The sequence below is a fragment of the Paenibacillus sp. CF384 genome (assembly GCF_900106745.1).
Classification (GTDB): domain Bacteria; phylum Bacillota; class Bacilli; order Paenibacillales; family Paenibacillaceae; genus Paenibacillus_Z.
This window is the reverse complement of the sequence record NZ_FNNV01000025.1, coordinates 1-15,668: the sequence shown is the minus strand read 5'-3', so window position 1 is coordinate 15,668 and position 15,668 is coordinate 1. Positions and strand designations below refer to the sequence as shown.

The 15,668-nt window shown below is 49.9% G+C and carries 15 protein-coding genes, 1 rRNA gene and 1 other RNA gene; all 17 read left to right on the top strand.

Annotated features, from left to right (window positions below):
• Positions 1-298: 298 nt before the first annotated feature.
• On the top strand, positions 299-874 hold the full coding sequence (gene rpoE / locus BLW29_RS28195) for a DNA-directed RNA polymerase subunit delta (RefSeq protein ID WP_090985988.1): 576 nt from the start codon (positions 299-301) through the stop codon (positions 872-874).
• Positions 875-1,086: 212 nt separating this feature from the next.
• Positions 1,087-2,691 carry a CTP synthase gene (locus tag BLW29_RS28190; protein ID WP_090985987.1) on the top strand — a complete coding sequence of 535 codons (1,605 nt, stop codon included), beginning with the start codon at positions 1,087-1,089 and terminating at the stop codon, positions 2,689-2,691.
• Positions 2,692-2,816: 125 nt separating this feature from the next.
• The gene (locus tag BLW29_RS28185; protein WP_090985985.1) at positions 2,817-3,215 is read left to right on the top strand and encodes a response regulator; all 399 of its coding nucleotides are present in this window, start codon (positions 2,817-2,819) and stop codon (positions 3,213-3,215) included.
• A gap of 256 nt (positions 3,216-3,471) precedes the next feature.
• Positions 3,472-4,326 carry a class II fructose-1,6-bisphosphate aldolase gene (fba, locus tag BLW29_RS28180; RefSeq protein ID WP_090985983.1) on the top strand — a complete coding sequence of 285 codons (855 nt, stop codon included), beginning with the start codon at positions 3,472-3,474 and terminating at the stop codon, positions 4,324-4,326.
• A gap of 184 nt (positions 4,327-4,510) precedes the next feature.
• Entirely contained in the window at positions 4,511-5,758 is a 1,248-nt protein-coding gene (locus tag BLW29_RS28175) for a UDP-N-acetylglucosamine 1-carboxyvinyltransferase (protein ID WP_090985981.1), read from the top strand.
• Between the two features lie 186 nt (positions 5,759-5,944).
• Entirely contained in the window at positions 5,945-7,324 is a 1,380-nt protein-coding gene (rho, locus tag BLW29_RS28170) for a transcription termination factor Rho (RefSeq protein ID WP_090985979.1), read from the top strand.
• Positions 7,325-7,390: 66 nt separating this feature from the next.
• Positions 7,391-8,647, top strand: a complete 1,257-nt coding sequence (locus tag BLW29_RS28165) for a radical SAM family protein (protein ID WP_090985977.1) — start codon at positions 7,391-7,393, stop codon at positions 8,645-8,647.
• 139 nt (positions 8,648-8,786) lie between these two features.
• Entirely contained in the window at positions 8,787-8,984 is a 198-nt protein-coding gene (gene rpmE / locus BLW29_RS28160) for a 50S ribosomal protein L31 (protein ID WP_090985975.1), read from the top strand.
• Between the two features lie 83 nt (positions 8,985-9,067).
• Positions 9,068-9,457: a hypothetical protein gene (locus BLW29_RS28155; protein WP_090985973.1), complete on the top strand. Its 390-nt coding sequence runs from the start codon at positions 9,068-9,070 to the stop codon at positions 9,455-9,457.
• A gap of 88 nt (positions 9,458-9,545) precedes the next feature.
• An RNA gene (gene ffs / locus BLW29_RS28150) (signal recognition particle sRNA large type) lies at positions 9,546-9,811 on the top strand.
• 138 nt (positions 9,812-9,949) lie between these two features.
• Positions 9,950-11,407: an ATP-binding protein gene (locus tag BLW29_RS28145; protein WP_256209005.1), complete on the top strand. Its 1,458-nt coding sequence runs from the start codon at positions 9,950-9,952 to the stop codon at positions 11,405-11,407.
• A gap of 138 nt (positions 11,408-11,545) precedes the next feature.
• Positions 11,546-13,339, top strand: coding sequence for a DNA polymerase III subunit gamma/tau (gene dnaX, locus BLW29_RS28140; protein WP_090986050.1), 1,794 nt, complete (start codon positions 11,546-11,548; stop codon positions 13,337-13,339).
• Positions 13,340-13,397: 58 nt separating this feature from the next.
• Positions 13,398-13,709 carry a YbaB/EbfC family nucleoid-associated protein gene (locus BLW29_RS28135; RefSeq protein WP_090985971.1) on the top strand — a complete coding sequence of 104 codons (312 nt, stop codon included), beginning with the start codon at positions 13,398-13,400 and terminating at the stop codon, positions 13,707-13,709.
• A 28-nt stretch (positions 13,710-13,737) separates the two neighbouring features.
• Positions 13,738-14,337: a recombination mediator RecR gene (recR, locus tag BLW29_RS28130; RefSeq protein ID WP_090985970.1), complete on the top strand. Its 600-nt coding sequence runs from the start codon at positions 13,738-13,740 to the stop codon at positions 14,335-14,337.
• 174 nt (positions 14,338-14,511) lie between these two features.
• The gene (locus BLW29_RS28125) at positions 14,512-14,790 is read left to right on the top strand and encodes a DUF2508 family protein (protein WP_090985968.1); all 279 of its coding nucleotides are present in this window, start codon (positions 14,512-14,514) and stop codon (positions 14,788-14,790) included.
• A complete protein-coding gene (locus tag BLW29_RS28120; protein ID WP_090985966.1) occupies positions 14,787-15,050 on the top strand; it encodes a pro-sigmaK processing inhibitor BofA family protein in 264 nt (87 codons plus the stop codon). The genes BLW29_RS28125 and BLW29_RS28120 overlap by 4 nt, the downstream gene beginning before the upstream one ends.
• Positions 15,051-15,383: 333 nt before the next feature.
• Positions 15,384-15,668, top strand: a 16S ribosomal RNA gene (locus BLW29_RS28115); the annotation flags it as partial.

The following is a 15,668-nucleotide window of genomic DNA, read 5'->3' as shown; positions in this document are numbered from 1 at the left end:
GGCTGCAAACCGTGTCATTCGCCGTACGGGCACATAGAATAGACCAAGAGTCATTAACGGGCTCTTATACCGGAAACAGCGGCAACGCCTCATCCGGAAGGATACAGTCAAAGCGAAGGCGCCTCCTTCGCTTTTTCTTTTTGCTCTCATAGGCGGGGGGCGCTTGCTTTTTCCAAAGAAATAGGTTTTACTATAATTTGATAATGGATTGCTAACGCGCAAAACGATTTCTCCTGCTAGGACAGCGAAGTCGGTTTTCTAGCGTTCAAGCAGTTTGACATGAGAGGAAGTGTCCGAAATGAGCAGCGAGATTGTCTTGAAAATCGATTCTGAGCGCATCAAGGAAATGCCGATGGTTGATTTGGCATTTGAATTGCTTAAAGCGGCGAATACGCCGTTTTACTATCGCGACCTAATGATGGAGATTGCCAAAGTTCGGGGCTTTTCCCAAGATCAAATCAACCAAGTGATTGCGCAAGTATATACGGAAATTAATATCGACGGTCGTTTCGCGTGCGTCGGAAGCAATATGTGGGGATTGAAACGCTGGTATCCGGTTGAGAAGAACGAGGATCCGGTCGGCAATGCGAAGCGTTCCCGTATCATCAATGATGAAGAGGACGACGACGATCTCTATCCGGACGAGGAAGAGGAAACTTACGCTGCTGAAGAGGACGACTTCGATTCTTATGATGAGGATCAAGAACTCTTCGACGAAGCGGAAGAAGAAGCGGAAGGCGACGAAGAAGTTGTCATCGACGATGAAGAGCTTGAAGAAGACGGCATTGAAGACGGAGAAGGCGCAGATGGTGCGGCTGACGAAGAAGATGCTGAGGATGACTTCGACGACGAGGAAGACGAAGAAGACAAATAGATTCGAATCTGCGGGACCCCTGCGTCTCTTGACATGGGGTATCTGCGCAGAGTAAACTATTGCATGGGCTTCAAGTTCGGACATGCAGGCAATAAGCCAAAAACAGAAAGTGCCCCGTTTATACGGGTGTCACTTTTTTCTTTTTTATCGACCATTTTTCTTCGGAAATTGGAGAACCTATACTTAACATACAGGCGTGGAGGGTATCATCAGTGACTAAGTACATTTTCGTAACAGGCGGTGTCGTATCATCGCTGGGCAAAGGGATCACGGCCGCATCTCTCGGACGTTTGCTCAAGAATCGCGGTCTGAAAGTAACGATCCAGAAGTTCGACCCGTACATCAACGTGGACCCGGGAACGATGAGTCCATACCAGCACGGTGAAGTTTTCGTAACGGACGATGGTGCCGAGACGGATTTGGATTTGGGTCACTATGAGCGTTTCATTGACATCAATTTGTCGAAGAACAGCAACGTGACAACGGGCAAAATCTACTCCACCGTTATTTCGAAAGAACGTCGCGGCGAGTATTTGGGCGGAACGGTTCAAGTTATTCCCCACATCACGAACGAGATCAAGGATCGCGTATTCCGTGCAGGGAAAGAAACAGGTGCGGATGTCGTTATTACGGAGATCGGCGGTACAGTAGGCGATATCGAGAGCCTTCCGTTCTTGGAAGCGATTCGTCAAATTAAGAGCGATATCGGTCGTGATAACGTGATGTACATTCACGTTACGCTGATTCCGTTCATTAAAGCAGCAGGCGAAGTAAAGACCAAGCCGACACAGCATAGCGTGAAGGAACTGAGAAGCATCGGGATTCAGCCGAATGTGATCGTTTGTCGTACGGAGCATGAGCTGGCAGACGATTTGAAACGCAAAATCGCGCTGTTCTGCGACATTGATGCGAATGCCGTTGTGGAATGCCGTGATGCATCGACACTCTACGAAGTGCCGCTGAATCTACGAGAGCAAGGCCTCGATGATATCGTTGTGAATCACTTGAAGCTGACAACCACGCCTCCTGATATGACGGAATGGGAAGCACTCGTTCGCCGCGTGAAGCAGCTTAGCCGCACAACTGAGATCGCGATTGTCGGTAAGTACGTTGCGCTTCATGATGCTTACTTGAGCATCGTGGAATCGCTGAGCCACGCAGGCTTCGACGCAGATGCGGATGTGAAGTTGCGCTGGGTGAATGCAGAAGAATTGACTGATCAGAACGTAGCGGATAAATTGCACGGCGTGCACGGCGTCTTGGTACCGGGCGGCTTCGGCGATCGCGGTATCGAAGGTAAAATCATCGCGATTCGTTATGCGCGTGAGAACGCAGTGCCGTTCTTCGGTATTTGCTTGGGCATGCAAGTAGCCGTCATTGAATATGCACGAAATGTATCGGGATTGAAGGATGCGAACAGCTCCGAGATCAACCCGCTTACGCAATATCCGGTTATTGACCTGCTTCCGGAGCAGAAGGACATTGAAGATATGGGTGGCACGATGCGCCTTGGACTATATCCTTGTAAGCTGACGCCGGGCTCTTTGTCCGCGCGTGAGTACGATGATGAGCTTGTATACGAGCGTCACCGCCACCGTTATGAGTTCAACAATGAATACCGTGAAACGATCGAATCCGCAGGTCTGCGCATTACGGGTACATCCCCGGATGGCCGTCTTGTTGAGATGGTTGAGCTTCCGGGACACCCGTGGTTCCTGGCTGTTCAATTCCATCCTGAGTTTACTTCCCGTCCGAACAGACCACAGCCATTGTTCCGTGGTTTCGTAAGAGCGGCGCTAGAGAAAGCAGAGAATTAATCGTCTTGAAGTTTTTTTCCAGCAAAAGCAGGAATATGAGTGCTGTGGCTCGAAATCATTAACGAATATGGAATACAAATCCAATCGTGACGATGGTTGTCGTACATTCATAGGAGGGTTTCAAGTTGGAAAACAAGAAAGTCTTAATTGTCGATGATCAGAATGGTATTCGTATATTGCTGATGGAAGTGTTCAGCAGCGAGGGCTACACAACGTTCCAAGCGCCTAACGGCAAGATCGCATTGGAAATTGTGAGAAACGAAGCACCGGATCTCGTTTTGCTTGATATGAAAATTCCGGGTATGGACGGATTGGAAATATTAAAGCATGTCAAAGCGATCAACAAAGACATTAAAGTCATCATGATGACCGCTTATGGCGAGCTTGACATGATTAAAGAAGCGACTGATCACGGCGCGCTTATGCATTTCACTAAGCCGTTCGATATTGATGAGATGCGAATGGCGGTTAACTTACAACTGCGCAGCGAAGAAGCTGGCGGCTGGTATGCAGTAGGATCCTAAGCACAAGGGTCCTGCTGCTTTTTTTTGTCCGCATTCAGCTGCGCGCTGCATCGATTTCCAAGACTTGTACCAAACGATTCATGATTGTGTTATAATCATTTGGTGCGATATTTGAAGCGTGTTTTCGTTATATAAGCGCATGTCTTCAATGCCGGTTGTCGGCACTCGTGCTGAGGCGGTTTTGCGAAGCGTCGCATATCAAAGACAAATTTATGAAGCGCTATGCTTCATAAAACACTAGGAGGAGTAGAGAACCATGCCACTCGTTTCGATGAATGAATTCCTGCCAAAGGCAAAAGCAAACAAATTCGCGGTCGGTCAGTTCAATATGAACAACCTGGAGTTCGCGCAAGCGATCACAGAAGCCGCAATGGAAGAAAACGCGCCATTTATTTTTGGTGTATCTGAAGGCGCCCTTAAATATATGGGTATCGAGTACACAGTTGCTATTGCAGAAGCAGCAGCGAAGAAATCCGGTTTGCCAATCGCACTTCACCTGGATCACGGCAGCAGCTTTGAAGTTGCGATGAAATGTATCCGTGCAGGATTCTCTTCCGTTATGTTTGACGGTTCCCACTACGGACTAGAAGAAAATATCGAATTGACTAAACAAGTGGTTAAAGCGGCTCGCGCTATGGGCGTATCCGTTGAAGGCGAGCTTGGCACAATCGGCGGCGTTGAGGATGATATCAGCGTTGACGAAGAAGATGCATCGCTTGCTAAGCCGGCAGAAGCAATCCGTTTCTACGAAGAAACAGGCGTTGACTGCTTGGCTATTGCTGTTGGTACAGCTCACGGTATGTACAAAGGCGAACCTAAAATTCATTATGATATCATTCAAAAAGTATCGGATGCTATTCCAGTACCGGTTGTATTGCACGGCGGTTCCGGCGTACCAGACGAAGCGATTCGTTTGTCCATCGCTGCAGGCGTAGGCAAAATCAACGTAAATACAGAGAACCAAGTGGCTTGCACGAACGCGATCCGCGAAGTGCTTAGCGCAAGTTCATCGGTTTACGATCCGCGTAAATACTTGGTACCAGCTCGTTCCGCAATGAAAGCAGTCGTTCAAGAGAAAATCCGGTTGTTCGGCAGCAGCAACCAGGCTTAACTTCCGAAAGCTATAGAATCGAACAGCCGCGTTTAGCGCGAATCAGAAGCAGGCGCTCCCGTCCGTCAAGAAATCTCTTGATAGAAGGAGCGCTTGCTTTGTGGCATATAGGGTTTATGTTATGTACTGGATAGCGGCTGCTCGTTTTGTTGCTCTCTTCCGGATGGGAGGATAATAAGAACTGATGGATAAATTAATGATCCGCGGCGGACGTCCGCTGCGCGGCACCGTGCAAATCAGCGGCGCGAAGAATAGTGCAGTTGCCTTACTACCTGCGGCAATATTGGCAGAATCTACGGTCACGCTTGATAATTTGCCTCACCTTAGCGATGTCGCCGTATACAGTGAAATCTTAGAAGAGCTTGGTGGACATGTACATTGGAGTGGAGACTCTATCGTCATTGATCCTTCCGCCATGCAATCCATTCCGATGCCCAACGGGAAAGTAAAGCTGCTTCGTGCATCGTATTACTTGATGGGTGCGCTGCTTGGCCGATTTGGCGAAGCGACAATCGGTTTGCCGGGCGGCTGTAATTTCGAGCCTCGCCCAATCGATCAGCATATTAAAGGCTTTGAAGCGCTTGGTGCACAAGTGACCAACGACCACGGCTCCGTACGGATTGTGGCGAAGGAACTGCGCGGCGCGAAGATTTACCTCGATGTTGTAAGTGTCGGGGCGACAATTAATATTATGCTTGCGGCCTCCCGGGCCAAGGGCTCTACCATTATCGAAAACGCGGCAAAAGAGCCTGAAATCATAGATGTAGCTACGCTTCTTAGCGCGATGGGTGCCAAGATCAAAGGTGCCGGAACAGAAACGATTCGTATTGAAGGTGTTGAACGGCTGCATGGCTGCAGGCACTCCATCATACCTGACCGAATTCAAGCAGGCACGTACATGATTGCCGCTGCGGCAACGCGCGGTGACGTATTAATTGATAATGTCATTCCGAAGCATATGGAAGCAGTAACGGCTAAGTTGCAAGAGATGGGTGTTCATGTCTATGAAATGGACGAGTCCATTCGTATTGTAGGACAACCGAAGTATGAAGCAATTGATGTGAAAGCCCTTGTGTACCCCGGCTTCGCCACGGATTTGCAATCCCCTATGACCAGTCTGTTGACTCAGACTTCGGGAGTAAGTATTCTAAGTGACTATGTTTATAGCAATCGCTTCAAGCATGTCCCGGAATTAACGCGAATGGGCGCTAACATTCGGGTGGAAGGCCGTTCGGCTATTGTCGAAGGCGGTGCACTGAATGCGGCGAAAGTACGTGCTGCTGATTTGCGTGCAGGCGCGGCGCTTGTCGTGGCGGCATTAACGGTGAGCGAAGGCGTTACGGAGATCACAGGCGTGGAATATATTGATCGTGGTTATGACAATTTAGTCGAGAATTTACGGATGCTCGGCGCAGACGTTTGGCGCGAGTAGGTGGAATGGGGTAATAGCAGGATGCTATTCTATTCTGCTATAGGAATCAGCCGCTGGAATAGAGTAGGCTGATTCCGGCAATGATGGATGAGGCTTGGAAATATTTGTGCGGAGTGAAATGCGCTGCGCCGCCATTAGGACGGCGATAGCCGTTTCACCTTGAACCTTGATAAAAGTGGTGATACTATGTCTGAACTTCAGATCACGGATCTTGAAGTGATGAAGCTCACGGAGCTTTATAAACTGGCCAAACAGCATCAAATTCAGGGCTATGGCCAGCTGAAGAAGAGAGAATTGATTTTTGCAATACTGCGCGCGCAAGCAGAGCAGAGCGGACTTATGTTTATGCAAGGTGTACTTGAGATTTTACCGGAAGGTTTCGGCTTTCTACGACCGATTAACTACTTGCCAAGTCCAGAGGACATCTACATCTCAGCCTCTCAAATCCGCAAGTTTGACCTCCGCACAGGAGATTTAGTTTCTGGCAAATGCCGTGCTCCCAAAGAAAACGAACGCTTTTTTGGATTACTTCAAGTAAATGCCGTTAATGGAGAAAGCCCCGAACATGCTGCAGAACGCCTTCATTTTCCAGCCCTTACTCCTCTCTATCCCGAAAAGAAACTAGTTCTCGAAACCGCCCAGCCTAAATTATCTACTCGGATTATGGATTTACTTGCGCCTGTTGGCCTTGGCCAGCGCGGACTTATCGTAGCACCGCCTAAAGCGGGGAAAACATTGCTGCTTAAAGAAATTGCCAACAGCATTTCCACCAACAATCCGGAAATCGAATTATTTGTACTGCTCATTGACGAACGCCCGGAAGAAGTAACGGATATGTCTCGTTCAGTGAAAGGCGAGGTTGTCGCTTCGACGTTCGATGAATTGCCGGAAAATCATATTAAAGTAGCGGAATTGGTGCTGGAGCGTGCTTTGCGGCTTGTGGAGCATAAGAAAGATGTCGTTATTTTGCTGGATAGCATCACGCGTCTTGCTCGTGCATACAACTTGGTTGTGCCAGCTTCAGGTCGTACGCTTAGCGGAGGTATTGATCCGGCGGCATTCCACCGTCCGAAACGGTTTTTCGGTTCTGCGCGTAATGTGGAGGAAGGCGGCAGCTTGACAATTCTGGCAACTGCGCTTATCGAGACGGGCTCGCGTATGGATGATATTATTTATGAAGAATTTAAAGGTACGGGCAACATGGAGCTTCATCTGGATCGTAAGCTTGCAGAACGCCGTATTTTCCCTGCGCTCGATATGCGCCGCTCGGGAACGCGCCGTGAAGAGATGCTCTTGACCAAAGAGCAGTTGGATAAAGTATGGGCGATTCGCAAGAACATGAACGATTCCATGGAGTTTGTAGATGGCTTCTTGAAGAAGCTTGCCGATACGAAGGATAACGAGGAGTTCCTGGCCTCACTGGACACTTCTGCTGTAACGCCGCCACCTGCGCCGAGAAACAGACCCAGCACAAGCTCTAGTGGCAGCAGACCGAGCTCCGGCTCGAGCAACAGTGCCACAAGCGCATCGCGAAGACCGTCAACACGCACGACACCTGTAACATAGAATGGAAGTCGTTTTGCTCACGCAGCCTTACATGAAGCGTGCGGCAAAACTTTTAGGAGGTACACCATGAATCTCGTTTACGCAGACGAACACGGTAATTTGTTCGATCATCCCGATTGGACGGGCCTTGGCCGCAGTGGCGATATGATTGTTGAGCTGATGGAGGATGAACTGATTCCTCTTCCTGAAGGCGCAACGATGGTCGGACTGCCGCATACGCGGCCGATCGGCATTCATAATGCATCCGGTGAGATGCGTCCGCTGCCAGGTAATGTGCAGGCGGTTGGAGCGCTTTTGCCGCAGGGCTATACTCGTTTATGCATCCCGGGCTATATGAAGAGTGACAAAACGCAGAAGCTGCCGCTCTTTGGTTATTCTGCTGTCGTTTGGAAGGAAGACGGCTTCTATGTGACCGCGCAGAAATCCGACGATCCGGAACGCTGGAATCCGCTTAACTGCGATACGACTGAACTCAATGTCGGAGTCGAGCGACTGCTTGCCAAATATCCGGAGAACCGGCTCTACAAGCATCTGTCGAATTGCGCGCTTGGCTATGAGTGCCTAACGGCATCCAATACGTTCTTGCAGCGCTGGGAAGGTGCAGTTCCTGTTTCCTTCTCCTGTAATGCCGGCTGTTATGGCTGTATCTCGGAGCAACCCGACGATAGCGGCTTCGTAGCACCGCAAACGCGCATGAACTTTAAGCCGACGGTCGATGAGATCGTCGATGTGATGATGGAGCATCTCAATTCGCCGGAATCCATCATCAGCTTCGGACAAGGCTGCGAAGGCGAGCCGTCGACGCAAGCCAGAATTATTATCGACGCTATGCGCGAAGTCCGCAAACGGACCTCGATGGGCTATATTAATATCAACACCAATGCGGGGCTGACGGATCACATCCGCGGCATCGTGGATGCGGGTCTTAATCTGATGCGTGTCAGTACCATCAGTGCGCTCGATGATCACTATAACGCGTATTACAAGCCTCGTGGCTACAACTTGGCGAATGTCGAGAAATCTCTTCGCTACGCAACGGATAAAGGAGTTTACACTTCCATTAACTATCTCATTTTCCCTGGTGTTACGGATCGGGAGGAAGAAATCGAAGCGATGCTCGGTTTCGTCAAACGCACAGGCTTGAAGCTCATCCAAATGCGGAATTTGAATATCGATCCGGAAAGCTACCTGGAGCTTATTCCGAAAGCGCAAGGGGAGATCTACGGCATGAAGCAAATGCTTGAAATCTTCGCGGATGAACTGCCCGATGTTGTGATTGGCTCTTATACCCACGTACCTCCTGCGCCTGTAAAGCAGTCCTAACAGAGCTCGCTTTGCTTGGTAAGCAGTGGGTGACCGACAAAAGCATTGCTTTTCAGAAGACGGCCATGCTATACTCTTCATATGTTTGTAACACACTCTGGATCCACATGTTGATTCAGGGCAGAAAGAGGTGAACGAGATGAAACAAGGTATTCATCCGACATACCACATCACAACGGTAACTTGCGCTTGTGGCAATAGCTTCGAGTCTGGTTCGATCAAACAGAACCTGCGCGTAGAGATTTGCTCCAACTGTCACCCATTCTTCACGGGTAAACAGAAGTTCCTGGATGCTGGCGGCCGCGTCGACAAATTCAAAAAGAAATACGGTATCTAAGCCTTATTGGCCGGGATTTCCGGAAATTAGCAGAATACAAGAACCTCCCTCAGCCATCCTATTGGTTAAAGGGAGGTTTTTTTATGCGAAAGAAGCATGTTCTGCTTTGCGCGCTAACACTCATGACTGCGATTTCGATTTCCGCATGCGGACACAATAAAGACGCGACCAACAATTATAATTCGAACTCGTATGGTCATGATGGCTACATGGGGCTCTCCAACAGCAACCCCCATCTGCCCAACCGCAACGGTCAATTCTTGAATTATGATAGCGACGGGGATTTTGCGCAGCGGCAGCTGAAGAAGGTCAGTGGCATTGAAAGAACCAACATTATGTTCCAAGGACCTGAAATGTACGTGAATATCAAGGCGAAACCTGGTGTAGATAAAGAGAAGCTGCGGGTAAAATCACTTGCCGTATTGCGGGATAATTTCCCTCGCTATAAGGTGCATGTCCGAATGGCGGGGTAGCAGCAGGTTGACCCCAATGACAACCCAGTGACAACTTCCACCAATAGGCGGTTGCACTTTGAGATAGAACAAGCTATACTTATTTTTGCCGTGCTAGACGGGGAGGTAGCGGTGCCCTGTAGCTCGCAATCCGCTGTAGCGAGGTTGAATCCCTTTTCTGAGGTTATGCTGATGTGGGGCTGGTGTTCATGAACAGTGTTGACGGTTGGGTCCTCCGCAATGGGCGCTTGTGAACGGGTCAGGTCCGGAAGGAAGCAGCCATAAGCAGGTTAGCTCATGTGCCGGAGGAGTGCTTGACCAGAGCTGGGAGTGGAAGTGCCGTCCATGTTACATCAATCGAAGTTAGGTGCACGGTCCTAACAACAACAAACGACATCCTTGTTTGACTCTTAATGAGTCAATAAGGATGTTTTTTTCTGTTCTGGCAGGATTATCAACTTTTGTGGACGAAAGGAATAGAGACGGATTGGATCTACGTAAAGGGGATAACGCATGTACGATATACCATCTGCTTCTATTGTTCACTTGAGTCTACAGGCGCTTGATAATTATTGTGCTCAGTTCGCCGGCACGATGATTGTTGTGTTGGATGAGTCCGCCCGCATGGTCCATGTTAATACACAGTTCTTGAAAGAAACGGGCTATACGGAATCGGACTTGCTTCATACCGCTTTCCGCGGCATTGCAGAGAGCAAGCTCTTTCGTTCTGAACCTGAACAATCTATAGAAGCAATCGTGAAACATCTGCTTCTTCCTTCTCGAGATTCCATATCGATCCATATACGCAAAGCAGGCGGTACTGTTATGCACACTACAGCCGCGCCTATAGTCGCACAAACAGAGCAGGGAATTCGTTGTCTGCTCTTCATATATAATCAAGAAGCCGGACCAGGCACAAGTCTCATTGAGCGTTTCGGGGAAACCATGCTGCAGGATGAGCATATCGGCGTGATCCTGCTTCATCCGGAGACGCTGCAAATTTTCGATATCAGTCCTCTTGCTTGTCAATTGCTTGGCGTTGCGAAGTCAGCGCTCGTCAATGAACAGCTGTCGTCATTTTTCGCAAGCGGGGAGAAGGAATATGCACTTATTTGTCAGGCACTGGAGAGTGGGGAGCCGGTTCGGAACTATCCGATTACTTGGATTCACGACGAGAAGCGAAGCGATCTGCTCATGGATGTTGGCCTGCTTCGCAGTTGTGGAGAAGGCGGAGAAGGTGCCTACATCATATTCAAGGATGTCACCAATTTGCGGTCGCTCGAGACGCAGGTGCAGCGAAGCGATCGACTCGCCATGATTGGCCAAATTGCGGCGGGGGCTGCGCACGAGATCCGAAACCCGCTGACGGCGATTCGGGGCTTCCTGCAAATGTTCCGCAAAACGATGATTGAACGCGAAATGAACAAAGAAAAAGAATACACGGAAATCATGTTGGGCGAGCTGGATCGGATCAATCATCTTGTTGGCGAGTTTCTTCTGCTGAGTAAACCGAAGGAAGTCATGACTAGCTCTGTGCAAGTGGGCTCAGTGCTGCGCGATATTATGCCTGTTGTTGCAAGCGAGGCGCTCCTTCATAATGTAAACGTTATCTGGGACGAGGAGCTGGAGCTGCCCAGGGTGCTGGCAGATGCCGAAATGCTTAAGCAGGTGTTTCTGAACTTATGCAAGAACGGCATTGAAGCGATGACGGCCGGCGGTACGCTCTCGGTAAGGGGATCCGTTGTGCGGACGGGCGGGAAATCGCAGCTGCTTATTGAAATTGAAGATACAGGTCCGGGCATACCGGCTGTTCTGATTGATAAAATATTCGATCCTTTCGTTACGACGAAACAGAACGGAACGGGGCTTGGGCTGTCGGTTTGCCAGCGAATTATGCATGACTTTGGCGGAAGTGTTACAGCAGCGGCCAGACAGACGGGGGCACTTCTGCAGGTTGTGCTTCCTTGCTAAACCTCACTTTGAGTGCCTTCTGCGAGGGGGAAGGAAGAAACGTGCAGGAGAACGGTTTTTTTGGCTGGCGGCATCGTGTATAATAGAAGGGCTGGCATTTCAGCCCTACGAAAGAAGCAGCCGAAAGGAACGGAACGTATGTCACATATCGCCTTATATCGTGCCTGGCGTCCGCAGACGTTCCAGGACATGGTCGGCCAGCAGCATATCATTCAAACTTTGCAGAATGCGATACGCGAGGATCGTGTGTCGCATGCCTATTTATTTAACGGTCCAAGAGGAACGGGGAAAACAACCGCGGCTAAAGTTTTGGCCAAAGCCATCAACTGTGAACGTGGACCGACGACCGAGCCTTGTAACGTCTGTGATGCGTGCCGGGGCATAACCGCCGGAACCATTATGGACGTTGTGGAGATCGATGCGGCATCCAACCGCGGTATAGACGAAATCAGGGATATTCGGGACAAGGTTCGCTATGCACCTTCGGAAGTACGCTTCAAAGTGTATATTATCGATGAAGTGCACATGCTGACCACCGAAGCATTCAATGCCTTGCTGAAGACACTCGAGGAGCCGCCGGCTCATGTCATCTTCATCTTGGCGACGACGGAGCCGCATAAGCTGCCGGCTACAATTATTTCACGCTGTCAGCGGTTCGATTTCCGTCAAGTCTCTTTGCCGGAGCAGACAGAACGTCTCCGCCAAATTTGTACCGAAGAAGGCATCGAAGCCGAAGACGATGCAATCGCTTATATTGCGAGACTGTCGGACGGCGGGATGCGGGATGCAATCAGCTTGCTCGAGCAGGTGTCGGCTTATAGCGGCGAACGAATTACGTTGAACGATGCCGTCGATGTAACCGGTGGACTAGCTGCGGAACAGTTCGAACAACTAGCGGATGCCATCAGAGCACGTGATGCCGGGGCGGTCATGCCCTTGGTGGAAGGGCTCATGCAAGCCGGCAAGAGTGCAGATAAGTGTCTGGAGAACTTAATATACTATTTCAGAGACCTGCTCGTGTTGAAGCTTGCTCCACAAGGGAAAGCCGCAACAGAGCGGATCGTCGATCAGGCCAAATACCGTGAGGTTGCCGAAGCCTTCAGCGCTGAGCTGCTGTTTCGCATGATAGACGTGCTTAACGGCTATCAGCTTGAGATCAAGCATGCCGCGCTGCCGCAGACGATATTCGAGATCGCACTGATGAAAATCTGCACGATGCAGGAGGCGGGTGGCGCTCAGGTTGCGGTTTCTGCGTCTGTTGCCTCTGAATCTGCCACAGGCGGTGCTCCTGCCGGAGAAGTGCAGCGTCTGCAGCAGCGTATTGATGCACTGGAGCGCAAGATTGAGCAGCTCGTGGCCAGCGGCGTGCGTCCTGAGGCTGGTGCTGCGGCAAGCGGCGATCAGGCCGGATCAGCGCAGCGCGGCGCGCGAGGTGCTTCGAACTTCGGCAAGGGCGGTGCAGCCGGCGGGGGCGCAAGCTCGATAGCCCGCGTCAAGCTGGATCCATTCCTTGCTGCAGCGGAGAGCCAGGCGACAGGGCAGGTGCGCATGAGATGGAGCGACATTCTGCAGCGTGTGAAAGGGAATAATATTTCGACACATGCTTGGTTTGTGAATGGCGATCCCGTCTCGGCTGCTGATAATACAATCCTTGTTGCATTCAAGAACTCCATCCACCGGGAAACGACAGAGAAGCCTGCCAATCGCGAGGTTATCGAACGGGCTCTGCATGAGGCGTTCAACCGGCCGATCCGTCTTGCTACCGTCATGATGAAAGAATGGCAGACGGCAACCGAGAACGGACCTGCGCCTGCAGGTGAGCTGCTCATGCTTCAGCAAGATGAGACTGGGGCGGCGCCGCCGGAACCCGAATGGGTTGAGGAGGCTGTGAAGCTGTTTGGCGAAGATCTTGTCGTCATTGAAGACAACTGATGTTATCCAAAGCAAATGGGTATACCAATCTAACTATAATTGAGGAGTGACTTTCACGATGAACAACATGAACCAGATGATGAAGCAAGTTAAGAAAATGCAGGAGCAAATGCTTAAAGCACAAGAGGAGCTTGGAACGAAGCTGATCGAAGGTTCTGCAGGCGGCGGTGTCGTTACGGTACAAATAAACGGACATAAGAACGTACAAAGCATCATCATCAAGCCGGAAGCTGTAGATCCAGACGATATCGAAATGCTGCAAGATCTTGTCCTGACAGCGGTTAACGATGCACTGACTAAAGCAGATGAGCTGGCAAACAAAGATATGGGCAAATTTACGGGCGGCATGAAGATCCCGGGCCTATTCTAACGTTCCAAACGAGTAGAGGAGCTGCGCCTTGTATTATCCCGAACCGATAGCCAAACTTATTGATGCCTTCAGCCGATTGCCGGGCATCGGTCCCAAGACGGCGGCCAGACTGGCTTTTCATGTGTTGAAAATGAAGGAAGACGATGTCATAGATTTCGCGAAGGCGCTGGTCAGCGTCAAGCGCAACCTGCATTACTGCTCTGTATGCTGCAACATTACCGATACCGATCCTTGCCGAATTTGCCAGGACAAGAGCAGAGATAACTCTATTATCTGTGTCGTTCAGGAATCGCGGGATTTGGTTGCCATGGAGCGCACGAAGGAGTTTCAGGGACAATATCATGTCCTCCAAGGAGCGATATCGCCGATGGAGGGCATTGGCCCGGATGAGATCCGCATTGCTGAACTATTGAGACGATTGAGCGACGAACAGGTGCAAGAGATGATTCTCGCCACGAATCCCAATATTGAAGGCGAAGCGACAGCGATGTACTTATCGCGGCTAGTCAAACCGTTTGGCATCAAAGTAACCCGTATCGCGCATGGGCTTCCGGTCGGAGGCGATTTGGAATATGCCGATGAGGTTACTTTGTCCAAGGCGCTTGAAGGCCGCAGGGAATTAGGATAACTGTGTTGTAAGAAAGCCCCGTGAGAGATCGCTCTCACGGGGCTTTTGAAATATAAGAAGTATAAACGCGGCATGGAAAGCTTGTTCTAATTCTCTTTCTCTTTCATACATTTCAACTATATGCCGTGCCAATTGCGAGCTATAAGGGAAACAGATGAGCGAGGAGTGATTGCGATGTGGGCCAAATGGCTGCGTACGAAGAAACAGGCTGCCGCGCTGAAGTTGAAGAAGAGTGAGCAGGACGAGCAGGTGGAGCTTTATGCAGAGATTAAGACAGCGAAGCAGGAGTGGGATAATGCATACCGGTACTTCGACAATGCACTCGGCAAAGATCAAATTGACTACGCCATATTTGCAATAGGGGCGGCTGAGAAGCGATACGAAATGCTGATCAGAAAAGCGAAACGATTGCCAGTCGAATGGTCGGCCTTAAAAGGAGGACTTAGTGGATGAAAAACATTTGGCTGGTTAGTCTAATTGTATCTTCCTTGCTCCTAATTACTGTGATGCTGAGGCATCGATTGCCGCTGCAGTGGGTGAGGCGATTTGCTTTGCATCTCATTGCGGCAGCATTGACGTTGTACGTTCTGAATTATTCGGGATTGATCTCGGGGCTGGAAGTGCCGCTGAATCCGGTAACGATCGGGACAACGGTGCTGCTCGGAATCCCTGGCATAGCTTTAATATTAGGGCTGCAAATGACATTGTTGTGAGTGGATCAAATTAGTAAACGATAAATATAAAAGAACACTTGACCGGGAGCCCGCGTATATGTTAAATTAGTTCTCGCGTCACTCGAAGGTACATGAGTTGCAAAAACAATTTTAAAAAAAGTGCTTGCAATTGAATGGCCGAATGTGATATATTAATCAAGTCGCCGCTGAGACATGGGCGCACAAACATGAAGTACTTGTTCCTTGAAAACTGAACAATGAGCGACCAGTCAAATGGTCATAAATCGCGAAATTAACGTTTCGCAAAGCTAGTTTTTTGAATGAGCTAACAAGCGAATTCTTAAAAATGGCCAAGCCTTCGGGCTTACCACTTTTATGGAGAGTTTGATCCTGGCTCAGGACGAACGCTGGCGGCGTGCCTAATACATGCAAGTCGAGCGGAGTCGGATGGAAGCTTGCTTCCATCCTGCTTAGCGGCGGACGGGTGAGTAACACGTAGGCAACCTGCCTGTAAGACCGGGATAACATTCGGAAACGAATGCTAATACCGGATATGCAATTCAGCTGCATGGCTGAATTGGGAAAGACGGTGCAAGCTGTCACTTACAGATGGGCCTGCGGTGCATTAGCTAGTTGGTGGGGTAACGGCTCACCAAG